This is a genomic window from Luteibaculum oceani, from assembly GCF_007995015.1.
Taxonomy (GTDB): Bacteria; Bacteroidota; Bacteroidia; order Flavobacteriales_D; family Luteibaculaceae; genus Luteibaculum; species Luteibaculum oceani.
Genome location: NZ_VORB01000003.1, coordinates 156,918 through 181,728, shown reverse-complemented (window position 1 = coordinate 181,728; position 24,811 = coordinate 156,918). Strand labels below are relative to the sequence as shown.

17 protein-coding genes and 2 tRNA genes are annotated in these 24,811 nt (G+C 40.5%); 12 read left to right on the top strand and 7 right to left on the bottom strand.

The genetic code is table 11. The annotated features are described in order from the left end of the window. The first annotated feature begins 2 nt into the window (after window positions 1–2). The 3 genes from FRX97_RS04200 to FRX97_RS04190 are packed head-to-tail and all read left to right on the top strand — an operon-like array spanning window position 3 to window position 2,551. Window positions 3–560 carry a DUF6438 domain-containing protein gene (locus FRX97_RS04200; RefSeq protein WP_147013709.1) on the top strand — a complete coding sequence of 186 codons (558 nt, stop codon included), beginning with the start codon at window positions 3–5 and terminating at the stop codon, window positions 558–560. Window positions 561–598: 38 nt separating this feature from the next. Next, the gene (locus FRX97_RS04195; protein WP_147013707.1) at window positions 599–1,159 is read left to right on the top strand and encodes a peroxidase-related enzyme; all 561 of its coding nucleotides are present in this window, start codon (window positions 599–601) and stop codon (window positions 1,157–1,159) included. Between the two features lie 30 nt (window positions 1,160–1,189). After that, window positions 1,190–2,551 (top strand): DEAD/DEAH box helicase, encoded by a 1,362-nt coding sequence (locus tag FRX97_RS04190; protein WP_147013705.1) that lies wholly within the window; start codon window positions 1,190–1,192, stop codon window positions 2,549–2,551. A gap of 98 nt (window positions 2,552–2,649) precedes the next feature. Here FRX97_RS04190 and FRX97_RS04185 read toward each other — a convergent pair whose 3' ends face one another. From FRX97_RS04185 to mutS, 4 genes are all read right to left on the bottom strand, one after another. Then, entirely contained in the window at window positions 2,650–3,498 is an 849-nt protein-coding gene (locus tag FRX97_RS04185; RefSeq protein ID WP_147013943.1) for an HAEPLYID family protein, read from the bottom strand. Window positions 3,499–3,725: 227 nt separating this feature from the next. Further along, window positions 3,726–3,808: transfer RNA gene (locus FRX97_RS04180), tRNA-Leu, on the bottom strand. Between the two features lie 23 nt (window positions 3,809–3,831). Then, window positions 3,832–3,907 (bottom strand) — tRNA-Gly (locus FRX97_RS04175). Window positions 3,908–3,951: 44 nt separating this feature from the next. Then, window positions 3,952–6,579, bottom strand: coding sequence for a DNA mismatch repair protein MutS (gene mutS / locus FRX97_RS04170; RefSeq protein ID WP_147013703.1), 2,628 nt, complete (start codon window positions 6,577–6,579; stop codon window positions 3,952–3,954). 72 nt (window positions 6,580–6,651) lie between these two features. Between mutS and FRX97_RS04165 the strand changes: the two genes are divergently transcribed. The 4 genes from FRX97_RS04165 to FRX97_RS04150 all read left to right on the top strand — a co-directional run bounded on the left by FRX97_RS04165 (window position 6,652) and on the right by FRX97_RS04150 (window position 14,422). Next, window positions 6,652–7,185: a TrmH family RNA methyltransferase gene (locus FRX97_RS04165; protein ID WP_147013701.1), complete on the top strand. Its 534-nt coding sequence runs from the start codon at window positions 6,652–6,654 to the stop codon at window positions 7,183–7,185. Window positions 7,186–7,313: 128 nt separating this feature from the next. Next, complete coding sequence (locus FRX97_RS04160; RefSeq protein ID WP_147013699.1) at window positions 7,314–11,219, top strand: gliding motility-associated C-terminal domain-containing protein; 3,906 nt, start codon at window positions 7,314–7,316, stop codon at window positions 11,217–11,219. 5 nt (window positions 11,220–11,224) lie between these two features. Then, window positions 11,225–12,178 (top strand): PorP/SprF family type IX secretion system membrane protein, encoded by a 954-nt coding sequence (locus FRX97_RS04155; protein WP_147013697.1) that lies wholly within the window; start codon window positions 11,225–11,227, stop codon window positions 12,176–12,178. Window positions 12,179–12,199: 21 nt separating this feature from the next. Continuing rightward, entirely contained in the window at window positions 12,200–14,422 is a 2,223-nt protein-coding gene (locus tag FRX97_RS04150) for an OmpA family protein (protein ID WP_147013695.1), read from the top strand. Window positions 14,423–14,509: 87 nt separating this feature from the next. Here the strand turns inward: FRX97_RS04150 and FRX97_RS04145 are convergent, their stop codons facing one another. Beyond that, window positions 14,510–14,968: a hypothetical protein gene (locus tag FRX97_RS04145; RefSeq protein WP_147013693.1), complete on the bottom strand. Its 459-nt coding sequence runs from the start codon at window positions 14,966–14,968 to the stop codon at window positions 14,510–14,512. A gap of 191 nt (window positions 14,969–15,159) precedes the next feature. Continuing rightward, window positions 15,160–16,260, bottom strand: coding sequence for a DNA polymerase III subunit gamma/tau (gene dnaX / locus FRX97_RS04140; RefSeq protein ID WP_147013691.1), 1,101 nt, complete (start codon window positions 16,258–16,260; stop codon window positions 15,160–15,162). A 125-nt stretch (window positions 16,261–16,385) separates the two neighbouring features. Between dnaX and rpsF the strand changes: the two genes are divergently transcribed. The 3 genes from rpsF to rplI are packed head-to-tail and all read left to right on the top strand — an operon-like array spanning window position 16,386 to window position 17,479. After that, the gene (gene rpsF / locus FRX97_RS04135) at window positions 16,386–16,730 is read left to right on the top strand and encodes a 30S ribosomal protein S6 (RefSeq protein WP_147013689.1); all 345 of its coding nucleotides are present in this window, start codon (window positions 16,386–16,388) and stop codon (window positions 16,728–16,730) included. 14 nt (window positions 16,731–16,744) lie between these two features. Beyond that, window positions 16,745–17,011, top strand: a complete 267-nt coding sequence (rpsR, locus tag FRX97_RS04130) for a 30S ribosomal protein S18 (protein ID WP_147013687.1) — start codon at window positions 16,745–16,747, stop codon at window positions 17,009–17,011. Between the two features lie 21 nt (window positions 17,012–17,032). Then, window positions 17,033–17,479: a 50S ribosomal protein L9 gene (rplI, locus tag FRX97_RS04125; RefSeq protein WP_147013685.1), complete on the top strand. Its 447-nt coding sequence runs from the start codon at window positions 17,033–17,035 to the stop codon at window positions 17,477–17,479. 381 nt (window positions 17,480–17,860) lie between these two features. On the opposite strand, the gene FRX97_RS04120 is transcribed toward rplI, so the two are convergent. Then, a complete protein-coding gene (locus tag FRX97_RS04120; RefSeq protein ID WP_147013683.1) occupies window positions 17,861–19,093 on the bottom strand; it encodes an ABC transporter permease in 1,233 nt (410 codons plus the stop codon). A 222-nt stretch (window positions 19,094–19,315) separates the two neighbouring features. Here FRX97_RS04120 and FRX97_RS04115 point away from each other — a divergent pair, with 222 nt between their 5' ends. Together FRX97_RS04115 and FRX97_RS04110 are read left to right on the top strand one after the other, a co-directional pair. Beyond that, on the top strand, window positions 19,316–22,096 hold the full coding sequence (locus FRX97_RS04115; RefSeq protein ID WP_147013681.1) for a bifunctional aconitate hydratase 2/2-methylisocitrate dehydratase: 2,781 nt from the start codon (window positions 19,316–19,318) through the stop codon (window positions 22,094–22,096). 289 nt (window positions 22,097–22,385) lie between these two features. Continuing rightward, on the top strand, window positions 22,386–24,659 hold the full coding sequence (locus FRX97_RS04110; protein WP_147013679.1) for an aconitate hydratase: 2,274 nt from the start codon (window positions 22,386–22,388) through the stop codon (window positions 24,657–24,659). The last annotated feature ends 152 nt before the right edge of the window (window positions 24,660–24,811 follow it).

Sequence of the window (24,811 nt, the reverse complement as noted above, 5' to 3'; positions counted from 1 at the left end):
TTATGAAAATCAAAAGCATTGCCTTATTACTGGTTTTAAGTCTTCCTCTTGTGGCGCATAAGTGCGGTAAGCATAAAAATGCGGAACAGGAAGCGTCAACAGTTAAAAACGAGGAAGCAATGCTTCAAAAACAAAGGTCCTTTAGAGAAAAGGCGAACGATAAGCCCGATTCTTATCAAGATTCCCTGGCTTTTAGATTTCAAAGAGATGCTTGTTTTGGTACCTGTCCAGTAGACATTATCGAAATATTCAAGTCGGGATATTTGGTGTACACACCCATGATTCACGGTGTGAGAGACTCTATCTCTACAGCTGTAGTAAGTAAAGAAGACCTAGAGATTTTATACCATACGGTAAAGGAGGTAGGGTTTTATGACCTTCCCAATGCCTATGAAAATTATATTCCCGATTTACCAGGTTATAGAATCTATGTAAATAATCTTGAAGGAAATAAAAAAGAGATTGACGTTAAAGCTGGAGCTCCAGCTGAGTTAAGGCCGCTGTTTAATCGATTTAGTTTCTTGCTCAAGAACCTAGATACCTGGCAGGATTTAAAGTAAATTAATTCTAGGCTCCTTCGGGAGCCTTTTTTGTTCTTATGGCTAGAATAGAAATTGTTGATGAAGCGAATGCACAAGGTCGATTAAAAGAGATCTACGACAACTTAAAGGGATCTAGAGGTCAATTAGCAGAAGTTCATAAGGCGCAGAGCCTAAGGCCAGAAAGCATTGTAAAGCACATGGATTTGTACATGGAAATCATGTATTCTAAATCCGAATTGACTCGGGCTCAGCGGGAAATGATTGCCGTGGTGGTTTCTAGTGCTAATGGATGCGAATATTGCCAAGTCCATCATGCTTCAGCGTTAAATAAATACTGGAAAAACGATCAGGAGGTAGAGAAGCTGAGGAAAGACTTCAATAATGTGGATCTATCTCCGGTAGATCATTCCCTTTGTGTCTTTGCCGAGCATTTAACCCATCATCCACAAGACCATGAGCACCAAAATTATATTGAGCCTTTAAAAGAAAAGGGGCTGAGTGACTCCGCCATTCTCGATTGTATTTTGGTTGTTGCCTACTTTAATTTCGTAAACAGGATAGTCCTTTCCACCGGAATAGAAATCGAGGGATCGAAAGGTGACGGGTTTAAATACTAACAACAAGCTAGTACTTAATTTTATTGGAATATGGAATCTTTCGAAGATTTTAAAATGAAAAAAGGCCTGCTAAGTGGGCTTCAAGATATGGGGATAGAGGTTCCAACTCCTATCCAATCCAAATCTTTTTCTCCTATAAAATCGGGGAAAGACTTTCTAGGAATTGCCCAAACGGGTACAGGTAAAACACTAGCTTACCTCTTACCATTATTAGAAGAACTTAAATATTCTGAGCAACTCCCACCCAGGGTTTTGATTTTAGTTCCCACCCGTGAATTAGTACTGCAAGTGGTTTCGGAAATTGAAAAACTATGCAGCTACCTTTCTGTTCGGGTGGTTGGAGTTTATGGTGGATCGAACAATATAAAGCGACAAAAAAAGGCTTTGGAAGAGGGGGCTGACATAGTGGTGGGAACACCAAGAAGAATGTACGATTTGGTATTAGCCCAATCGTTAAGTCTTAAATCGGCAAAGAAATTGGTTATCGATGAAGCCGATTTGATGTTGGATTTTGGGTATAAGACTCAAATGCAGCATCTCTTCGATCTCTTGCCTCAAAAACGACAAAACATACTTTTTTCGGCAACGATGACAGATCAAGTTGCCGAGCTTGTAGATCAAATATTGTTGAATCCGGTTAAAGAATCTATAGCGCCAAGTGGAGCACCGCTTATCACCATTAACCAAACCTCTTTTTCCGTTTTTAATTTTTACACTAAGGTTAATCTTCTGAAGCATATTTTGTTGGATAAGGAGACTCATAAAAGGGTAATAGTTTTCCTTAGATCAAAAGAAAATGTAGATAGGTTAGAAGAGGTCTTTGGAGCTTCAGGAGAAGTTTCGATTATACACGCAGGAAAAGAGCAAAATGCTCGGTTAAGGGCAATTGAGCAGTTTTCCAGCGGAGAGAGCAGGGTGTTAATAGCAACGGATGTTATCGCTAGGGGAGTGGATATTGATGATGTGTCAACGGTTATAAGTTTCGATACTCCTCATTATCCAGAGAATTACATACATAGGATAGGAAGGACGGGTAGAGCCGGGAAATTAGGCCAATCCATCTTATTTTTTACTGAGAAGGAAGAACCGTTGAAAATCGTTATTGAGGAATTAATGGGTTGTGTCATTCCAGTTGAGGAGTTTCCTAACGAGGTTGAAATCAATCCCAAAAAGATTCCAGAAGAAAAAAATAGAGTAGTTCTGGATGAGGAGCCTGTACACAACCATAAAAAAGCTCCAGAGGCCGGACCAGCTTTCCATGAAAAACTAGCGAAGAACAGCAAGGAAAAACCAGCTTTGAAAAAATACCATCGCGAGCTTAAGGCGAAATATAAAAAGTCGCAAAAGCGAGGGGATAAGATTCAAAACATGAAAAAAAAAGGGAGAAAGTAAAACCAACGCCTTTTTGTAACGGGCTATTTCTCCTGCTAAAATTCAGGCTAAGCTCAGAAAACTATGAAAAACGGTTTATGACTTCCTACAAATAGGCGTTAATGTGTTTTATGGTGAGGTTCCCAAATAAGGCGAAGGAAAGAGCTTAATCGTTGGTTCTCACGACTTACTGGAATTCCAGCTACAATACCTATCAATAAATTATCTGCAATTCCTACCCTCATTTGAGGTCGGATAGTCATGTCAAAATCCGCCGGTCCGAATGACTTATTGAACTCCACCCCAATAAAGTTTCGAGTTCCTGCGATCATGTAATGGAAGTTGCTATTCACCATATAAACCACGTGAGTGTGGTTACTCTTAAACTCAGTCTCGATAAGAGGTCCAGTGTATAGCAGGGAGTGAAAATTTGTGCCCCACCTTTTGGCGACTACAAGAAATGGATTGTAAATATTTCCTTTTATCAGTGGTTTTGCAAACTGGTCGAAGCTGGATAATTCAAATTCATTGATATAGCCTAAAGCCATGGAGGTTGCTTTTTCCTCGCTTACAAAAAAGGACCATTGGGCGGCTAGTTTAAGGCTGTTTAATCTGTTGGAAGGGACTTTAGCAGTTTCTGTGCCGTTTAATGGTGAATAGAAGGTAAAGGGAAGTTCTACCTCCAATCCCAAGCGATTTATAGGAGCCCATTCGTATTCGATTAATGCTTCGTAGGAGTCGAATTTTAGATTATCGGTTATCCCCATTCCGATGTTCCATTCTCTTTCGCCCTTCCTAGCACCTAAATCTCGTATTAGATCAATAAATAGGGGTTCGGCATGTAATACCTTATCCGGCGATTTATGGTCTTCATAATGAACGATGTACAAGCTGTCCTTTTCTGCATTGGTTGGTGTTTGGGCGTAAATGCAGATGGAAGAAAAAGTAAAAAGAAAGCTAAATAGAATGAAGTTTCGAAGTTTACTCACTATTGTACGGTATTGTTAATCAGTGGATTATGTATTGTTGGCGGCAAAAATAATTCCTGCAAAGTCATGTTTTACAGGAAGTGAAACCATTAAGAAAATTTGTGTTTTCCTTGTCCGATACGATAAAGTAGGAAATAAATAGAAATGGGTATAAAAAAAAACAGAGCGAGAAACTCCGCTCTCACTCTGTTTCTCGCTCTGTTTTGTACCCGGGACGGGACTTGAACCCGTACAGCCAAAGGCCACAGGATTTTAAGTCCTGCGTGTCTACCAATTCCACCACCCGGGCAGGGCTTTCTCTGTTGAGAAAAGTGGAGCGAGAAACGGGATTCGAACCCGCGACCCCGACCTTGGCAAGGTCGTGCTCTACCAGCTGAGCTATTCTCGCAAATGTGGGTGCAAATATAAAAATCTATCTATTACAGCCAACAATTATTTTTTAGCATTTGCTCCAACCCATTTTTGAATCTCATTTAGCTTCATCAAAGCCTCTACTGGAGTCAATGAATTTATATCCAAATTCAAAAGTTCATCTCTAATTTGCTCCAATACGGGATCGTCTAATTTAAATATGCTTAACTGCATTTCTGGGTCGGGTATATTTATGCTGGCTCCCTTTTCTTTTCCCGTTTCCCGATGGCTTTTTTCCAGCGACTTTAAAACCGTCTCTGCTCTTTTTATTACTTGATTTGGCATCCCAGCTAATTTGGCCACGTGAATACCAAATGAGTGCTCCGATCCACCTGGAACTAACTTTCGGAGGAATAACACTTTTTTGTCTACTTCCTTAATGGCTACGTTAAAGTTCTTTATCCTATCGAACTTTTTTGCCATTTGGTTGAGCTCATGGTAGTGGGTTGCAAAAAGTGTTTTGGCTTTAGCTTTTGGGTTTTCGTGCAAAAACTCAGCAATACTCCAGGCAATGCTTATTCCGTCGTAAGTACTTGTTCCTCTTCCAATTTCGTCCATCAGAATTAAGCTTCGGTCAGAAATATTATTCAAAATGGAGGCAGTTTCATTCATTTCAACCATAAAGGTCGACTCCCCAGAGGAGATGTTATCAGACGCTCCCACTCGGGAGAATATTTTATCCAGGACACCTAAATTAAGGGCTTCGGCTGGAACAAAAGAGCCAGCTTGGGCCATTAAACAGATCAGGGCGGTTTGGCGCAAAACGGCCGATTTACCTGACATGTTAGGACCGGTAATCATTAAAATCTGGTTAGCGGAATTATCCAGCCTAATGCTATTAGGGATATATTCTTCGTTGTCCCCCAGTGCTTGCTCTATAACGGGATGCCTTCCATTTTCGATCTCAATTTCAGTACCGTTCGTTATGCTGGGTTTGCAGTAGTTATTAATTATCGCCGTATGGGCAAAACAAGAGAGTACATCTAGCTGGCCAATAATTTGGGCGTTTAGCTTAATGGCGTCTAGATATTGGAGTAACTCCGATACCAGTTCCTCATAGATTTGCTGCTCTATTACTTGAATCTTATCCTCAGCGCCTAGGATTTTCTGCTCAAACTCTTTTAATTCCTCGGTTATGTATCGTTCCGCAGATACTAAAGTCTGCTTCCTTATCCAGTTTTCAGGAACTTTATCCTTGTGTGTATTCCTAACTTCAATGTAGTAACCGAAAACGTTGTTGAAAGCAATTTTTAAGGATGGAATACCTGTGTTTTCGATTTCGCGGTGTTGCATGGCTAGCAATTGGTCTTTGCCATGATTCGCTAAATTCCTTAATTCATCCAGTTCTGGATTAACACCTTCTTTTACCACGTTGCCTTTAGAGAGTAATAATGGGGCGTCTTCTTGTATGGTACAATTAATTTTCTGGTATAAATCGGTACAAGGATTTAATTGGGCGCGCAAATGGTTAATGAGCTTGCTTTCACTTTCCTTTAGCAGCTCTATTAATTTTGGAAGCTGGCCTAGGCTTTTGCTTAGCTGTAATAACTCTCTAGGGTTAACTCGTTTGGTAGCAATTTTAGCACTTAGGCGTTCCAGGTCAGATATTTGCTTTAAGTCGAGGCGCAATTGCTCTTTTATCTCCGATTGCTGCTTAAAAAAATCTACCGCAGCGTGGCGTAATTCTATTTCATTTTTATCCTTAAGGGGTAAAACCAGCCACCTTTTCAATAGTCTAGATCCCATGGAACTTACTGTGTGGTCGAGGATGTCTATTAATCCAATTCCATCGGGACTGTTGCTTTGCAGGATTTCAAGGTTTCTTATTGTAAATCGATCTAACCAAACATAAGCCGCCTCATCTATTCGGGCAATTCCATTTAGGTGTTGGGTTTCGTGGTGGTGGGTGTCTTTTAGGTATTGTAAAATTGCCCCTGCCGCAATAATTCCGTCACCATAATTTTCAACTCCGTATCCTTTAAGCGATTTTACTCTAAAACATTCGGTAAGTAAATCGTAGGCAAATTCCGGATTAAAAGCCCAGTCTTCTAAGAAGAATAAATTGTGGTTTTTTCCAAAAAGCTCTGGAAATTGATCTCGATATCTTTTTTCTACCAAGACTTCTGATGGTTGAAAGCTCTGAATTAGCTTGTCTACATATTGTGCATCTCCTTGAGATAATAGAAACTCACCTGTGGAGATATCTAGAAAAGAGACCCCAATTTTTAATCCACCCAAATGGACGGACGCCAGAAAGTTGTTTTGTTTTTGATCGAGTACTTTATCGTTAAGGGTTACACCTGGCGTTACCAATTCAGTAACTCCTCTTTTAACTATGGTCTTGGTTTTCTTTGGGTCTTCGAGCTGGTCGCAAATAGCAACACGTAGGCCTGCTTTTACAAGTTTAGGTAAATACGTGTCTAAGGCATGGTGTGGAAATCCAGCGAGGGCTACAGAGGATGCAGCGCCATTTTTCCTTTGGGTAAGTACTATGCCCAATATCGAAGCTGCTTTTTCAGCATCCTCTCCAAAGGTTTCGTAAAAATCTCCGACCCTAAATAAAAGAATTGCATCTGGATATTTACCCTTAATCTGATAGTACTGCTTCATTAAGGGGGTCTCTGTGCTTTTCGCTTTCTTTGCTGCCATACTCACCACGAAATTAAAAAGTTGATTGACGGTGTGGGAGGTATTTTTTCACGATTTATAAACAGGGATTAAATGGCGAATAAAAAGTTGAAACTTGACGAGTTAAACAGGGTGGATCCTGAAACATTTAAGCAGCAAAAAAAACATCCCATTACTGTTGTATTGGATAATGTTAGATCAGGTTTAAATGTGGGTTCCTTTTTCAGAACCTGCGATGCTTTGGCGATTGAACGAATTATTTTGCTTGGAATAACTCCCAAACCTCCACACCGAGAAATATTGAAAAGTGCTATTGGTGCTACCGAAACTGTGGAGTGGATTGGAATGGAAACCAATTCGGAATTAATTGAATTCTGTAAGGAGCAAGGATTGCCAATTATTTGTGTAGAACAGACTGAAGAAAGTAAGGAAATACAGCGTGTAAATTGGGAGTTACCCTGTGCTCTGGTGTTTGGAAATGAAGTAGACGGAGTCAATGATGAACTAATAACGGCGTCTTATTTTTGTGCGGAGATTCCTCAGTTTGGCACGAAACACTCCTTTAATGTATCAGTTTGTGGGGGAGTTGTGTTGTGGGATATGATACGCACCCTGATTACCAAATGAAATTCTTTAAAAATTTCAGTCCTATCGTCTAATTAGCGGATATTTTCGATGTTCTGCGCTGAATATCAATGTCCAATGTTTAGATTTGTAATGATTTTCATCATTAAATTGATGCCAATATTTTATCTATGAAGCGGTTTACGTTGTCAATCACGCTGGCCCTCCTAAGCTCACTGGCTTTTGGACAAAATTTTGCCAATCGTGTAATTTCTTCTGGTCCTTGTAACCCTATAAACGCTGTTACCTGTCCCTCAGGGATTGAGAATGTTACGGCAATTGTAGATGCTGATCGGAGTAATTTTGCAGTAATGAGATCCAATGTGGGTACCTCATTAATTAATAATACGGCCTTTGTTGAGCTCGGATTCGACGAAAAAGTTCAGGGTGGTTCCGTCCTTGGAATTGAAGTTGGAGAGCTAAACCAAAACCTAAATATTGATGTTTTTCAGCAAATCGCGGTTTATGGCTACAACAGTCTTGGTGTAGAGGTTTTCTCAAGTGAAGACATCTCTCTCCAGCAGCTTGGAGTTATTTCCAACGAAGGGGGAGGGGTGATTCTTCAAATTCCTACTCCTCTTGGTAACTATTCCATAGCTAGATTAAGAGTTGAGTTCACTGCTCTTGTGAATCTGGTTCAGGAGATAGCGATATTTAATGTTTTCGCCGATGGGAACTGTCCTGCCATAGAGGCAACCACAGTACTGAACAGTAGAAATACTACCAATCCTGGCGCTGCAGTGGATGAGGATCCAGAAACAGCAGCTGTTTTAGATTTACCTATTTCTGTTGCGGACGTTGCTAATTTGAGTCTTACTTTTCCAGTGGCTGCAAACCCTGGAGATTTTGTTGGGTTTAAGGTTGCTTCGGCAGACCTTCTTCTTGGGTTAGGTCTAATAGAAAATATTACCCTAGTAGCCTATGCGGCTAGTGGTCAAGAATTAGATAGAAAGGAAGACTTTACAATTTCCGATCTAATTATTCTAGACAATTTATCAGGGTTATTAGGTCCTATTCTTAATCTGGGAGGTTCCACAAACGGAAAGGCCATTATAGGTTTCAATACCAAGTCTACGGTTAGCGAGCCAATCAAATCAATAAAAATTGAGGTGGCTCCAATTGTCGGGGTTTCTTTCGATTTAGCCGTTTTTTCTGGTCTTTACTACTCCGATCAATTAGCAATGAATATCGTTGCTAGCAAAGTGGCAATTAATGATGGCGAAACAGTTAATCTTATTGCTACCGGTAATTACGATTCTTATTTATGGAGCACTGGTCAAACCGGACCAAATATTACCGTAGACAAACCAGGATTATATACGGTTACAGGTACGCGTTTCGATGGCTGTGAGGTTTCGGCTTCTGTTTTGGTAAGAAGTTCTAGTTGTAATGGGATAGATAGTCCTTTTGCAACTCAGGTTCTAGATTTTGGGGCTTGTGATCCTATGGTTCCACTTATCTGTCCGTCTGGTGTAGAGAATCCAGAGAACGCCGTTGATGGTGATCCAAGTACCTATGCTACACTTACTTCTACTTTAGGAGCATCTTTGTTAGAAACCTCAGCTTTTTTAGAACTTGGCTTTGATAACCCTAAAGCAGCAGGTTCAAATCTTTCTTTTTCGGTTCAATCATTAAATCAAACGCTAAATGCCGATGTGTTAGATCAACTGGTGATTACAGTGTTTGATATAGAAGGTAATGTGGTTGTGAAAAGGGAAAACATAAACACCACCGATGTGCAGCTTATATCTGCAGAAAGTGGCTTGTCTCTTATTACTATACCTACTCCTTTTGGAGCATACGAAATTCAGCGTGTACGTTTCGAAATTGAAGCTTTGGCTAACGTTGTTCAAGATTTGGCATTATTCTCGGTTTTTGCCGACTGTGCTTGTCCTGCAACCCAGGCAACCAAGGTTAATGACTTCGCTAACGCTAGCGATGTCGGAAATATCATTGATAACAACCCAAATAGCTATGCAACCCTTGACTTACCAGTTGGATTGGTTGATGACGCATTTGTAACACTTGAATTTTCATCTGCAGCTCAGTCGGGTGATTATGTTGGATTTGTTGTAGCTGCAAATAGCGATGTGCTTGATGCAGGAGTAATTGAAAATTTAACGGTTGTTCTTTTAGACGACTTAGGTAATGAACTAGCACAGTTCGAGGATTTCACTTTGTTGGATTTAGTGGCAGCTGAAAAGGCTGCAGGGATTTTAGGTTCTGTTTTAGGTTTAAGTAGCGGTTCTGCTTCTCCCTACGTTCTTGGAGGTATTGTTCCAGATAGCCTTCCTCCTGTTAAAGGGATTAAATTGGTGCAGGAACCAGTTATTGGATTGAACTCTAGTGTTCGCGTATACGCTGCATTTTACCAACCTGGTACGCAGGGTATAGAAGTGCTGGGAACATCCACTTTTGTTTGTGAACAATCGGCTGCAACGCTTTCCGCTCCAGAGGGGTACGCTGGATATTTATGGTCTAACGGAGAAACAACGCGTGAAATCACTACCAATGTTCCTGGTTTATATGGTGTAACAGTGTTTAGAGATAACGGTTGTAGCTTATTTGGTGCTTACGCACTTGAATCTAACAACATTGAAATTGATGCTCAGGTTACCCTTCCTACTTGTGGAAATGCAAATGGAAATATTAGCGTTGACTTAAACGTTGAAGAAGGAAGTTTCGAATTTATTTGGTCTAATGGAGCAACCACTCCAGAGCTATCTAATATCCCAAGTGGTATATATGCGCTAACTGTTACCGAAACTACTACAGGTTGTTCGGCTAGCGAGGAATTTATTGTAAATGATATCGATGCACCGAAGTTTGTTCATTGGGTGCGCCATTCAAATTGTGGTTCTAATGATGGAGCTATTTTCTTGACAATACCTAATGGTGCTATCGTTAATTGGTCCAATGGTGCTGAAACGCCAATTATTAGAAATCTATCTCCTGGGGTGTACATCGCTACCGTTACTTTCCCAAATGGATGTAAGCGAATTGAAAAGTATACTGTAATCAATCAAAGTAACTTCCAGCTATCAGCGGAGGTAACTCCAAGTTTGTGTTCGGAGCCAACTGGTGCTATTAATTTAACCATAGGAATTCCTGGAAACTATTCTATTGCCTGGTCGAACGGTTTGGATACCGAAGATTTGGTTGGACTCGCTCCTGGTATTTACACCGTGATTGTAACTAATGTTGCAACCGGTTGTCAGGATATCCTTCACTTGGAATTATCCACTGTAGGAGCTCCTGTTATCCGACAACTGCAATTGGTTGAGGAAACTTGTGCAGGTGACGCCAACGGTATGATCGAAATTGAAGTTACAGCTGCAACAGATGTTACGGTTGAATGGAATAATGGTGAATTTGGTCCTGTTCTGGAGAATTTAGGTCCAGGTTTCTTCACAGTGCGCGTGTACGATACCCTTGGATGCGAAGCCAATGGAATTTTCCCATTAGTTGCTCGCGATGCTATGGTAACCAGCATTTCCTCAACAGAAACAGGATGTGAGCCTCCATTTGATGGAACAGCAGTTACTTCAACAAACGGAGGTAGAGCTCCATATTTCTACGATTGGAATACTGGAGAAACAAGTTCTAGTTTGTCTGGATTGGGAGAAGGGGAGTACATCGTAACGATCTCCGACTTTAATGGCTGTGAAAGCATTTTATCTACTCTAGTAAACAAAAAGGAGATTTGTAAAAGCGATACCCTTCCAGAGCCAGAAGAGGAAAAACCAATTACAGTAACCGAGGATGACCTGTTTAACATCTATACTCCTAACGGTGATGGTAGAAATGATACTTGGGTTTCTGGCCTAGACTTACCTAGTTACGATAGAGTAGGAGTTCAGTTCTACAACATTTATGGTGATAAGGTTTATTCAGCACACAATTATCAAGACGACTGGGATGGGACTTATCTAAATTCTTCAGACCCACTTCCCGATGGAACCTATTACTACAAAATTAGACTAGAGCGTGGTCGACAGATTAAGGATTTAGCTGGATTTGTTACCATTAAAAGATAAGATTGATGAAAAGTTTATATAGAATTTTTATTGCATCGTTATTGTGTCTTCCCTTCATAGGTAATGCACAGCAACATCCACAGTACAGCTTGTTTATGTTTAACAAGCAAACGATAAACCCAGGTTATGTGGGGTCTAGAAATACATTTAGTATAAATGCTGATTACCGTACCCAATGGGTAGGTGTAGAGGGTAATCCCGAAACATTTAATATAGGACTTCATACTCCACTTGGAAAAGGGGCTACCATTAAAAGGTTGGCTGCTGGACTACTTTTTTCTAGTGAAAATATTGGTGTGCAAACCCGACAAGGGTACTCAGCTCAACTAGCTTACAGACTTCCTCTTGGTCAAAAAACGGTTTTGTCCTTTGGTGTAGAGGGATCTATTTACAACATAAGCTACGAAACCAGCAAGCTAAGGGCGGAGAATCCTGATGATCAAACTATCAACCAGTTGAATCAGGGAATTTCTAAACCAAATGTTTCTGCTGGGGTGTATGTTTATCATCCTAATTATTTCCTTGGGGCTTCTTCTATGCTTTTATTAAATAAGGAAAGAGAGGAAGGGAATGATAACGATTTAAGCTTCAGAAGGCATTACTTCTTTATGGGAGGATATTTACTTCCGGTAAGTAACAACTTTAAGCTAAGGGCTTCAACAATAGTGAAATACCTATTCTTGGCTGAGGCAAATGAATCTCCAAGTAACGGGGATATAAACCTTTCTGGAATCATCGCAGATCGATTCTTAATTGGCGCTTCCTATAGAACGGATGGAGCATGGGTGGCAATGGCTCAAATTCAGCTAAACAAGCATCTTAATGTTGCCTATGGTTACGACTTTAAAACCTCAAATTACGCATCAGTTGCTGGGGTTTCTCACGAAGTTTATTTAGGAATTGATATCGCTGGAAAGTCAAAACCCATGACTTCGCCTAGATTTGTTACTTACTTCTAATAAAAAAACGAACAAACCCCAATGAGATCGTTACGTTATTTGATCCTTTTGCTTATTAGCTTAAGCACCGTGGTTTCTTATGCTCAGTCTTCTAAACTAGTAAAGGCCGACGATAAATATTCCAACTTAAAATATGCCGAGGCTGCTGAAGTTTACAAGCAAGTTTTAGAAGAAGAGACCGAAAACCATTACGCCATGTTGCGTTTGGCAAATTGTTATCGCTTAATGGCTCAACCCGAAAAGGCTGTGGTTTGGTTCAAAAAAGGGATAAACAATGAAGCTCAACCAATAAACAGGCTTTATTACGCACAAACGCTAAAGCAGTTAGGTCGCTACGAAGAGGCCAGAACTCAGTTCGAAAGTTACCAGCAATGGAAGCCAGATGATAAACGAGCTGAAAGTGGATTAAACTCTATTGCTCAAGCAGAAAACCTTAGAAATAGACCTATTATTTTTCAGGTGGCGGCATTTAATGCTTTAAACTCGGAGTATAATGAGTTTGCTCCGGTAGTACACCAAAATAGCATTGTATTTACTTCGGACCGTTCCGTTCCATTTAAGTTGGATAATACTTTTGGATGGACTGGAAATCCTTATTCGGATAATTTTAAAAGTAAAATATCTGAGGACGGAACCTATGGAACACCAGTACTTTTCTCTGGCAAAACTAACGCGGAGTACAACGATGGACTTGCATGCTTTTCTCCTAATGGTAAGTTAATGGCTTTCACAAGAAACCAATATCAACCTGGTTTTATTTTTAGCAAAAGCACGGAAAGTAAAGTGGATAACGTGGTTAAGTTAAAAGTTATGTTGTCCGAATTAGCGGATGATGGGGCTTATGGTAAACCATTTGGAGCAAGCTTCAATGATCCAGCTTATTCGTATACACATCCTGCTTTTGGTTTGGATGGAAGAACACTTTATGTGGTTTCAGACATGCCAGGTGGTTACGGTGGAACCGACATTTGGAAAGCCGAATTAACCAACGATTTACTTTTTGGTGAGTTGGTAAACTTGGGTCCAGACATAAATACTCCTGGAGATGAAATGTTCCCTTTTGTAAGTGCTGCCGGTGACTTCTACTTTTCTTCTACAGGACACCCAGGAATGGGAGGTCTAGATATTTTCAGAGCGAAAATGGATACTTCGGGTAACTTCAGTAACATTTTTAATCTCGGAGCTCCTATAAACTCCACACGCGATGATTTTGGAGTTTACACAGGTAATAACCAAGATTATTACTTCTCATCCAATCGTCCTGGAGGAAAAGGTGGAGATGACATTTACCGCGGAAGACAACAAGGTATTATTGCAGATTTCCAAGTGGTAGATGCTACTACAGGTGTGGGGATAGATGCAGCTCAATTAATCGTTGAGCAAGAAGGACAAGTTTTTAGTCCCGTTAATACCAACAAATACGGTAGTGTTTCCTATCCATTAGCCATTGATAAGGAGTATAAAATCCTGGTTAGCAAAGAAAACTACCAGACTAGAAAGGAAATTATCAATACGGCTGGATTTAAACCTGGGGAAACCTTGAAGAAAAAGATTCTTCTCTATCCTAATTACGATGCGTTTGTAGAAGGTATTGTAATAGAGGAAAAGTCTCAACTTCCGGTTGCCGACGCCCAGGTTACGTTAAGAAACATGGATACGGGTGAAGAGGAAACTGTTACAACCGACTTTACTGGTTTATTTAAAATAGAATGGTACCCAAATTTCGATTATCAGCTTAGTGCAGATCGTCAGGGATACAAGCCAGATGTTGTGAACTTAAATACCGACAATATCAAGCCAAAATCTACTACCAAGCAGAACTTGGTACTAAAGGATGGGGATTTTATTTGTAATGTAGAGTTCAAACATATCTATTTCGATTTTGATAAATACGATATTAGAGAAGATGCTTCTACCGACCTCAATAAAATGTACCAGATTTTGAGTAACTCTAAGAATGTTAGAGTGCAGATTGCGGCTCATACTGATAGCAGAGGTAGCGACTCATATAACTATAACCTTTCTGATAAGAGAGCAGCTTCTGTTGTGAAATGGTTAGTGAAAAAGGGAATTAAAAAATCTAGATTAATCCCTAAGGGTTACGGAGAAACTGAGCTAAAAAACAGGTGTGGTAACTACGTAGACTGCACCGAAGAGGAGCATCAGAAAAATAGACGCGTTGAGTTTAAATTAATCAACGAGAAGGATGAGGTAATTTGCGAAAGCGAAGCTAAGAATTTCTAAACATCAGATGGTATTCAAAGAAAAAGCCGACTAAAATCTTAGTCGGCTTTTTTTATGCCTTAAAAATGGTGAGACCATGATGTGTAATTAAAAATCCAGTCCAAGTTTTTTAATAAGCGTTGCCAAGTGAGGATTTTTTTCCACCATGGCTTTTAATCGTTCTTCCTCGGAATATAAAATGGGTGTATTGATTGGAGCATTTTTAATGAGTTCCAATTCTAAACTGTAGTTATTGAGTTCAGACCTTAAAAAATCGAGTAGTGGCTGGCGGTTGAGTTCGAAATCTTTTTCCTGTACCGAATTGGCAATTCCAAATTTAATGGTGGTTCCATCAAGCTTTGGATCCGATAATTTTAGGGTACTAAAAAAGCTTTCGTTTTTGTTGGCTTTTACCCGCAAAGCATACTCGTCCCATTTTGCGATAAGCATATCTAGCGTAACCTCCGACTTGGGCATCTTGGCTCGCTCCTCAGCGCTTAATTCGGTTATTTCAGCCCCAGCTTCATCTTTTGCTTTAGGCTGCGCTTTAAGCTGTTTTATGGTCAATCCTATTTTTGGGACTTTTCCCTTCGCTTTTACCGCTTCCTTATCACCTTGGGGTTGAGGTTTAGTGTCGTTGCTTGGGTGCGGCGTTGGGCTAACACTGGTTTTTTCTTGAGGTAGGATGGGATTTTTAGCCGGTGCATCCGCCTGAGTCTTACCAGTAACGGACGGTGTCGATTTTTTGGAAGGCTCCTTTAATTTGGGCTCGCTACTTTTTTTTTTAGCTCTTCCATCTCAGATTCTAGCATTTCAATTAATGCCAGCTCTACTAATAACCTAGGGTGTTTACTAGCCTTGTAGTTATTGTCTGCCTTGTTACAAAGCTTCAACCATTTAACCAGTTTGTTGGTTCCACTTTCCTGGGCCTGCTTTGCATATCGGCCTTTTAAGTCGTCACCAGCAATAATTAAATCTATGGTTTTAGGATCTAAACCTACCAACAGATTTCTGAAGTGATCGGCCAATCCAACAATAAAGTTATGTCCATCGAAACCTTTTGATAAAACGTCGTTGAACAAATTTAGAACGCTCGGTAGGTCTCCACCATTTAGGCCATCGGTAATTTTAAAGTAGTATTCGTAATCGAGAAGGTTTAGGTTCTCGATTACCAATTCGTAGGTAATTTCTTTACCACCGAACGCCACCATCTGATCAAAAATGGAAAGTGCATCTCTAAGTCCACCATCTGCTTTTGTAGCAATAATGTGTAGCGCCTCTCTTTCAGCTTTTATTCCTTCTTTTTGAGCAATTTGTTCCAGGTGGTCGGTAATGTCCTGAACCTTTATTCTTTGGAAATCGAATACCTGACAACGAGAAAGAATAGTGGGAAGGATTTTATGCTTTTCTGTGGTAGCCAGTACAAAGATGGCGTATGAAGGTGGTTCCTCTAATGTTTTAAGAAAGGCGTTAAAAGCACTGGCAGAAAGCATGTGTACCTCATCAATAATGTAGACTTTAAATTTTTTCCCACCTGCAGGAGCAATTCTCACTTGCTCAATAAGATTTCTAATATCGTCTACGGAGTTGTTAGAGGCGGCATCCAGCTCAAAAATATTCATCTGATCATCAGCAATATCTTCGAGTTGATCTGGGTTTTCTGCGTTAACGGCCTTGGCTAATATTCGAGCGCAAGTGGTTTTACCCACTCCGCGTGGACCACAAAATAAAAAGGCCTGAGCCAGTTTATTATTTTTTATTGCGTTTTTTAGCGTATCAGTTACGGCGCTTTGTCCAACTACCGATTCAAAGGTTGCAGGTCTGTATTTACGGGCCGAAACGATAAACTGATCACTCATTCTAATTAGCTTTGTGCAAATATAACGGCATTTCTTAGCCGACAAGAAATTGTTAATAAGGTATATATGCTTGTTAAAAAACAAAAGTTTAATACCTTTGCAGTCCTTTTTTCAAAAATAATATTATGTCTAACCGTTACGAAACTGTTTTCATTTTAACTCCCGTTTTGTCTGAAGACCAGGCAAAGGAAGCAGTAGCCCGCTACAGAGACTCTATCAAAGAGGCTGGAGGGACTATTAAACATGAAGAGAACTGGGGCCTAAGAAAACTGGCTTACCCAATTCAGAAAAAAACAACCGGATTTTACCACTTGCTAGAGTTTGAGGTGAACGGAGAATTTATTTCCAACATGGAATTGGATTTCCGTCGCGACGAGCGCGTGTTGAGATTCTTAACCGTGAAACTTGACAAATACGGCGTTCAGTACGTAGAGTCTAGAAGAACTAAAAAAGCAGAGGTAGAAAACTAAAAAAGTATTAAATCATGGCAGGCGATTCAGATGTAAGATATCTTACCCCTATCGATATAGAAACCAAAAGGGAAAAGTATTGTCGCTTTAAAAAGCACAAAATCAAGTACATTGATTACAAAGACCCTAATTTCTTATTGAAATTTGTAAACGAACAAGGGAAAATTCTTCCAAGAAGAGTAACAGGTACCTCTTTGAAGTATCAGCGCAAAGTGGCTACGGCGATTAAAAGAGCGCGTCACCTTGCTTTACTTCCATACGTTGGAGACCTTTTGAAATAATCTTAAAAAGCGTAAAAGAAAATGGAAGTTATATTAAAGAAAGACGTTCAGAATTTAGGATATAAAGACGAGCTAGTAACCGTAAAAAACGGATACGGTCTTAACTACCTAATTCCTCAAGGATTTGCTGTTTTAGCTACTGAGTCTGCAAAAAAGGTGTTGGCTGAAAACCAACGTCAAAGAGCACACAAAGAAGCTAAAATTAAAGATGAAGCTCAGAAACTTGCTGACAAGGTAAGTGGAGTTAAACTTACTGTTGGAGCAAAAGCTGGTGAAAACGGAAAAATCTTTGGTTCCGTTAATACCATTCAGTTAGCTGAAGCTTTCAAAGGAAAAGGATTAGAAATTGATAGAAAGCATATCATTTTAAAGGATGATAGCGTTAAAACATTAGGTTCGTACAAAGCAACTGTAAAACTTCACAGAGAAGTTTCTGCAGAGTTCGAATTCGAAGTTATTGAGGAATAAGTACGTTGTAGGGTTAGTACTGTTCTCAATTTGCCCTCACGCTTTACGTGGGGGCTTTTTTTTTGCCCAATAATTAAAATTATGACCCTGTTTAACTTTTTTCCTGATTAGCCTCAGATTTCATTTTTCGAAATTAAAAACGAAGCATATTAGCAGCAGGAAACAGCAAGAGTAAGGCTATGACAAGTTCATAGTTGGTTCAAAAAATGGATTATCCGCAGTTTCTCTTCATTAAAGGATAATCCAAGGTTGGTGGTAAGGAGCGGGACCTGGTAAGTCCCGCTTTTCTTTTGCCCTAATGTTTCAGAAAAGATAGTAGGTAAAAGGCGCAAAGAATCTTCCGAATCCTGGCGCTTTAATCTTTAAAAAAGGAATTCTGGCTTATTCGTACCGCAAGGCATCAATTGGATCTAAGGCTGCTGCCTGTTTAGCAGGGTAATAACCCGAGGCTACACCTACAAAGAAACAAAGTGCAATTCCTCCTCCTATCCATAACCAGGGTACAATAAATCCACCCCCAACAACATTGGAGATGAGATTTCCTATGATGATTCCTAAGACAATTCCCAACAATCCACCCAATTGACCTATCAAAATGGATTCAATTAAAAATTGATTTCGAATTAACTGTGCGGTGGCACCTATGGCTTTTCGAGTACCAATTTCTCTGGTTCTTTCCTTAACGGAAACCAACATGATATTCATAAGTCCAATTGCTGCACCTAGCAAGGTTATTAATCCTATTGCGGTGGCAATAACAGAAATAAGAGATAGCTGCTCGATTACAAAGCTGGCAATTTGATCACTTTTCCTTATAGAGAATGTATTGTCCTTCCCCGGAGGATCCTTTCTTATTATTCTGAATAATCCCGTAGCTTCTGAAATAGCTGGTTCTAGATTTTCGGTGTTGTAAACCATAACGTTTACATTATAGCTTCCCTGATCCAATCCATAATTTAGCCGCAAATTAGAAAGGGGGATGATACATTGATTGTCGCCACTGAATCCCATGGAATTTCCTTTGGACTCCAGTACTCCAACAACTTTGTAAATACCCGCTCCAACTCGAATTTCTTCCCCTACAGGGTTTTCCCCTTTTTTAAACAGGTTGGATACCACATCGGCACCAATTACCACTACGTTGTTGGCTAATTGAACGTCTGTTTTGGTAATATTCCTACCTGAGCTTGTTTTGTATCCTGTGGTAAGTAAATAGTTTTCATCACCTCCAATTACGCGAACGTTAGGGTTGGTTTTTTCAGATTTATATTTCAATGTTGCGGCACCCGTAGCTACTTGAGAAATGGATACAAACCCAATGTTTTCATTGAATCTATCCTTAAGGTCCATTGCTTCGCGGTACGTGATTTTTCGGTTAATTTCCCTTTTGTCGGCGCGAGTAAGTCTTAAATTTCTGTGGGTGATACTAAATGTGTTGGAACCCATGGTGGCAAAATCGTCACGAAGTTTTCCCTTAATCGCATCTATTGCGGTTAAAATTCCCACCAAAGCCATAATCCCAATGGCTATGATTAAAACAGTGAGTATGGTTCTAAGTTTTTGACTTTTTACCGAGCGGAAAGCGAGCTTTATATTCTCTGTAGATACCTTCATGACTACAATTGTTGCGTGAAGAAAGTGAAAATTATTACGCTAGACCAAAATAAGGAGGAACAGTAAGGGCATTTTTTGATAAATGGTCGGGAAGAAATATTACTGGTAAATAGTTGCTGCTCATCTTATCTGTAGTTATTCTATATAGGTAAGTCACTGTGCGACTGCTTGTAAAAACACCTTGCATTGATTATTTTCGCGAGCCTTTAAAAACAGTATTTTATGCGCCTATACGACGAGTATCTTAAAGAAATTGAAGCAAGAAAAGCTCAAAATTTACATCCAAAACCTATTGAAAGCGCAGAATTACTGTCTGAGATTATCGAGCAGATTAAAGACCTTGATAATCCACACCGTGCAGATTCTTTGCATTTCTTTATTTATAATGTAGTTCCTGGAACCACTGCGGCAGCGGCTACAAAAGCCAAGTACCTAAAAGCGATAATTTTAAATGAGGAGTCGGTAGAAGAAATTACTCCTGATTTTGCTTTTGAATTGCTTTCACATATGAAGGGTGGACCTTCAATAGAGGTGTTGCTAGACCTAGCATTAGAGAATTCTGGTGATATAGCTAATAAGGCTGCGGAAGTCCTAAAAACACAGGTGTTTTTATACGAGGCAGATATGGCCCGTATCGAAAAAGCATATAAAGAAGGGAATGAAATTGCTAAGGAATTACTTAGAAGCTATAGCGAGGCAGAATTCTTTACCAAGCTTCCAGAAGTAGAGGAAAAAATCGATATCGTAACCTTTATTGCAGGAACGGGAGATATTTCAACTGATTTACTTTCTCCAGGAGCCGATGCTCATTCGCGCTCGGATAGAGAACTACACGGGCAGTGCATTTTCGAGCACAATAAGGAAATGCAGCAAGAGCTAAAAGAGCTAAAAGCAAAACACCCAGATAAGCGTGTAATGCTTGTTGCAGAGAAGGGAACTATGGGAGTTGGATCTTCTAGAATGTCTGGAGTGAATAACGTTGCCCTTTGGACAGGTATTCAGGCTAGTCCATATGTTCCATTTATCAACATTGCACCAATTATCGCGGGAACAAATGGAATTTCCCCAATATTCTTAACCACTGTTGGTGTAACCGGTGGGATTGGAATCGATCTTAAAAACTGGGTAAAGAAAACAGATGCCAATGGAAATACCGTGGTAGATGAAAATGGCGATCCAGTTCTAGAACAAAAATATTCTGTTGAAACCGGAACGGTTTTAACCATTAATACCAAAACCAAAAAGCTTTGTAAGGGAGATCAAGAGCTGAGAGATATCTCCGATGCGCTTACTCCTCAAAAAATGGAGTTCATTAGAGCAGGAGGATCTTACGCAGTGGTATTTGGTAAAAAACTACAGACTTTTGCTGCCTCTGTGCTAGGAGTTGAGGCTCCAGTTGTATATGCTCCAGCAAAAGAAGTTTCTCTTGAAGGACAAGGTCTTACTGCGGTTGAGAAAATATTCAACAAAAATGCAGTAGGAACTACTCCCGGAAAGACTTTACACGCCGGATCGGATGTGCGCGTTGAGGTAAATATTGTTGGGTCTCAGGATACCACTGGATTGATGACATCGCAAGAGTTAGAAGCGATGGCAGCAACGGTAATTTCCCCTATTGTAGATGCCGGGTACCAATCGGGGTGCCATACCGCTTCGGTTTGGGACGATAAGTCTAAAGCCAACATTCCAAAGCTCATGAAATTCATGAACGACTTTGGATTAATTACAGCACGCGACCCAAAAGGGAAATACCACGCCATGACCGATGTAATCCACAAGGTGTTAAACGACATTACTGTGGACGATTGGGCAATAATCATTGGTGGAGATTCGCATACGCGTATGTCTAAAGGAGTTGCTTTTGGAGCAGATTCAGGTACTGTAGCATTAGCTCTGGCTACTGGTGAAGCTACCATGCCTATCCCACAATCAGTTAAAGTGACTTTCAAAGGTGAAATGCGCAGCTTCATGGATTTCCGTGATGTTGTGCACGCTACGCAGCAGCAAATGCTTAAGCAGTTCGATGGTGAGAACGTATTCCAAGGTAGAGTTATAGAGGTGCACATCGGAACGCTTACTTCGGATCAAGCCTTTACGTTTACCGACTGGACTGCAGAAATGAAAGCGAAGGCTTCTATCTGTATTTCAGAGGATGAAACCCTTATCGAGTCTTTGGAAATTGCTAGAGGTCGTATCCAGATCATGATAGACAAGGGGATGGATAACGATAAGCAAGTACTACAGGGATTAGTAGATAAAGCTAACCAAAGAATCCAGGAGATTAAAACAGGCACCAAGCCTGCGCTTAAGCCTGACGCCAATGCAAAATATTATGCAGAGGTAGTAATTGACTTGGATGAGATTGCTGAGCCAATGATTGCAGATCCAGACGTAAATAACGAAGACGTTTCTAAGCGTTATACCCACGATACCATCCGTCCGCTATCTTATTACGGCGGAACTAAAAAAGTAGATCTTGGATTTGTAGGATCTTGTATGGTGCACAAAGGCGATATGAAAATATTGGCCCAAATGCTTAAAAATATAGAGGCACAGCAAGGAAAAGTAGAGTTTAAAGCTCCGCTTGTGGTAGCACCTCCAACCTATAATATAGTTGACGAACTAAAAGCCGAAGGCGATTGGGAAGTATTAGAAAAGTACTCTGGCTTTGTGTTCGACGATGCCGCACCAAAAGCTGCAGCTCGTACCAAATACGAGAACATGCTTTATCTAGAGCGTCCAGGTTGTAACCTTTGTATGGGTAACCAAGAAAAAGCCGAGCCCGGAGATACCGTAATGGCAACCTCTACCCGTTTATTCCAAGGTCGTGTGGTAAAAGATTCTGGAGAGAAAAAAGGAGAGTCTTTACTTTCTTCTACTCCGGTAGTGGTACTTTCTACCATTTTAGGTCGCACTCCAACCATGGAAGAATATGAGGCAGCAGTAGACGGAATAGTATTAACCAAGTTTAAGCCATCTGAGAAGAGTTTGGTACTGGCTTAAGTTGAGATTCATTTATTTATATGGAAAACCCGCGCTTTAACAAGTGCGGGTTTTTTTTGTGCCTAAAAATCGCGCAGAATGCAAAATTGTATTCTGGATATTAATGTTTGATATTGAATCCTTCTGTGCTTAAATGCATTTCGGCTATGCAAAGGAGAAATTGGTTGGATAAATGTACTTCTTCAACTACTCCTTAAATTTTCCTCCTCTTTAACATATCTAAAGGACTACTAGTTGTTCTAATCGCTTACAAATTGTATTTTACGGTCGCCCAAAAAATGACCTTAAGATGAGTAAAGTATTTGATTTAGATATGATTAAAGCGGTGTACGACCGTATACCGAAAAGAATTGCCGCAGCAAGAAAAGTGGTGAATAAACCGCTAACGCTGTCGGAAAAGATTTTGTACAGTCACCTTTGGGACGGAGAGGCCAAGGAAGCATTTACCCGCGGTAAATCGTACGTGGATTTCGATCCAGACCGGGTGGCGATGCAAGATGCAACCGCGCAGATGGCATTGTTGCAATTTATGCAAGCCGGAAAAGATAAAACGGCTGTACCTACTACAGTGCATTGCGATCACCTAATCCAAGCAAGAATAGGTGCTGATAAGGACCTACAGGAAGCATTTAATAAAAGCTCAGAGGTATTTAACTTCCTAGAAAGTGTTTCTAATAAATACGGAATAGGTTTCTGGAAACCTGGAGCAGGTATCATCCACCAAGTTGTACTAGAAAATTACGCCTTCCCAGGGGGAATGATGATAGGTACTGACTCGCACACCGTAAATGCGGGTGGATTGGGAATGGTAGCCATTGGAGTTGGTGGAGCCGATGCCGTAGATGTTATGGCAGGAATGCCCTGGGAATTGAAATTCCCGAAACTTATCGGTGTTAAACTTACCGGAAAATTAAACGGTTGGACAGCTTCTAAGGATGTGATCCTCAAGGTAGCAGGTATCCTTACGGTAAAAGGTGGTACGGGTTGCATAGTAGAATACTTTGGGGAAGGTGCAAAAAGTCTGAGCTGTACCGGAAAAGGAACCATTTGTAATATGGGTGCCGAAATTGGTGCAACAACTTCCACCTTTGGGTACGATGAAAGCATGGAGCGTTACTTGCGCGCAACCGACAGAAACGAGGTTGCGGACTTGGCTAATGGTATAAAGGAGCATTTAACAGGTGATGCCGAGGTGTATGCCAACCCAGAAAAGTATTTCGACCAAGTAATAGAAATAGACCTAAGCACATTAGAGCCGCACCTTAACGGTCCATTTTCTCCAGATATTGCTACTCCTATTTCTAAGTTGGGAGTAGAAGCCAAGAAAAACGGTTGGCCACTAGAGGTAGAATGGGGTCTAATTGGTTCTTGTACAAACTCATCCTACGAAGATTTAACTCGCGCGGAATCCATCGCGAGGCAGGCAGTTAATAAGAAACTAAAAACCAAAGCAGAATTTGGGATCAACCCCGGCTCGGAGCAGGTGAGATACACCACTGAACGGGATGGTGTACTGCAGGCTTTCAAAGATTTAGAAGCTAGGATTTTCACCAATGCCTGTGGTCCTTGTATTGGTCAGTGGGCTAGAGCTGGCGCTGAAGAGCAAAAAAAGAATACCATCGTGCATTCTTTCAACAGAAACTTTGCAAAAAGGGCAGATGGAAACCCCAACACCCATGCATTTGTTGGTTCACCGGAATTGGTCGCAGCAATGGCTATAGCGGGAAGGTTAGATTTTAACCCCTTAACCGATTCATTAGAAAACGAAGATGGCGAAATGGTGAAATTAGATCCCCCAAGTGGGATTGAGTTGCCAAAGTTAGGTTTCGCGGTAGAGGATAACGGTTACCAAGCTCCCGCTAAGGATGGATCTAGTGTTGAGGTTGTGGTAAAATCCGATTCGGAGCGACTGCAACTTCTTACCCCTTTTGATCCTTGGGATGGTAAAAACATCACGGGAGCCAAGCTTTTAATTAAGGCCTTTGGCAAATGTACTACCGACCATATTTCTATGGCTGGACCTTGGTTGCGTTATCGAGGTCATTTGGACAACATTTCTAACAACTGTTTAATCGGAGCAGTTAATGCTTTCAATAAGGAAACCAACAAGGTTAAAAATCAAATCACTGGCGAATACGGTGAGGTTCCAGCTACGGCAAGAGCTTATAAAGCAGCGGGAATTCCTTCTGTTGTAGTAGGAGATCATAACTACGGAGAAGGTTCCTCTAGAGAGCACGCCGCCATGGAGCCAAGACACCTCGGAGTTAGGGCGGTTATTGTTAAGTCTTTTGCAAGAATCCACGAAACCAATCTTAAAAAGCAAGGAATGCTGGGACTAACTTTTGCAAACGAAAACGACTACGACAAAATTCAGGAGGATGATGTATTTAACTTCCTGGATTTAGACCAGTTTGCAGAAGACAAACCCTTACACATAGAAGTAGTACATAAAGATGGTTCTAAGGATACGATAAAGTTGAACCATACTTATAATACCGCTCAGATTGAGTGGTTTAAGGCGGGATCCGCACTTAACTTGATAAAGGAAATGAATAAAGGCTAGGGTGCCAGGAATCTATTTTAACGCACGCTCTGTGTATTATTAACTCAGAGAATTTTATTTTCATAAAGCTCGGGTGGTTTTTTAAACTTATCTGGGCTTTTTTTTTTACGATTTCATTTTTAATGTAAATTGGTCTGATTAACTATAATTTT

Bases quoted from the DNA above. Each gene is read 5' to 3' on its own strand.
- rpsR (WP_147013687.1), top strand. From the start codon at position 16,745: ATGGCAGGCGATTCAGATGTAAGATATCTTACCCCTATCGATATAGAA.
- FRX97_RS04160 (WP_147013699.1), top strand. From the start codon at position 7,314: ATGAAGCGGTTTACGTTGTCAATCACGCTGGCCCTCCTAAGCTCACTG.
- FRX97_RS04190 (WP_147013705.1), top strand. From the start codon at position 1,190: ATGGAATCTTTCGAAGATTTTAAAATGAAAAAAGGCCTGCTAAGTGGG.
- FRX97_RS04115 (WP_147013681.1), top strand. From the start codon at position 19,316: ATGCGCCTATACGACGAGTATCTTAAAGAAATTGAAGCAAGAAAAGCT.
- FRX97_RS04200 (WP_147013709.1), top strand. From the start codon at position 3: ATGAAAATCAAAAGCATTGCCTTATTACTGGTTTTAAGTCTTCCTCTT.
- mutS (WP_147013703.1), bottom strand. From the start codon at position 6,579: ATGGCAGCAAAGAAAGCGAAAAGCACAGAGACCCCCTTAATGAAGCAG.
- FRX97_RS04195 (WP_147013707.1), top strand. From the start codon at position 599: ATGGCTAGAATAGAAATTGTTGATGAAGCGAATGCACAAGGTCGATTA.
- FRX97_RS04150 (WP_147013695.1), top strand. From the start codon at position 12,200: ATGAGATCGTTACGTTATTTGATCCTTTTGCTTATTAGCTTAAGCACC.
- FRX97_RS04120 (WP_147013683.1), bottom strand. From the start codon at position 19,093: ATGAAGGTATCTACAGAGAATATAAAGCTCGCTTTCCGCTCGGTAAAA.
- FRX97_RS04155 (WP_147013697.1), top strand. From the start codon at position 11,225: ATGAAAAGTTTATATAGAATTTTTATTGCATCGTTATTGTGTCTTCCC.
- rpsF (WP_147013689.1), top strand. From the start codon at position 16,386: ATGTCTAACCGTTACGAAACTGTTTTCATTTTAACTCCCGTTTTGTCT.
- FRX97_RS04165 (WP_147013701.1), top strand. From the start codon at position 6,652: ATGGCGAATAAAAAGTTGAAACTTGACGAGTTAAACAGGGTGGATCCT.
- rplI (WP_147013685.1), top strand. From the start codon at position 17,033: ATGGAAGTTATATTAAAGAAAGACGTTCAGAATTTAGGATATAAAGAC.
- FRX97_RS04110 (WP_147013679.1), top strand. From the start codon at position 22,386: ATGAGTAAAGTATTTGATTTAGATATGATTAAAGCGGTGTACGACCGT.
- dnaX (WP_147013691.1), bottom strand. From the start codon at position 16,260: ATGAGTGATCAGTTTATCGTTTCGGCCCGTAAATACAGACCTGCAACC.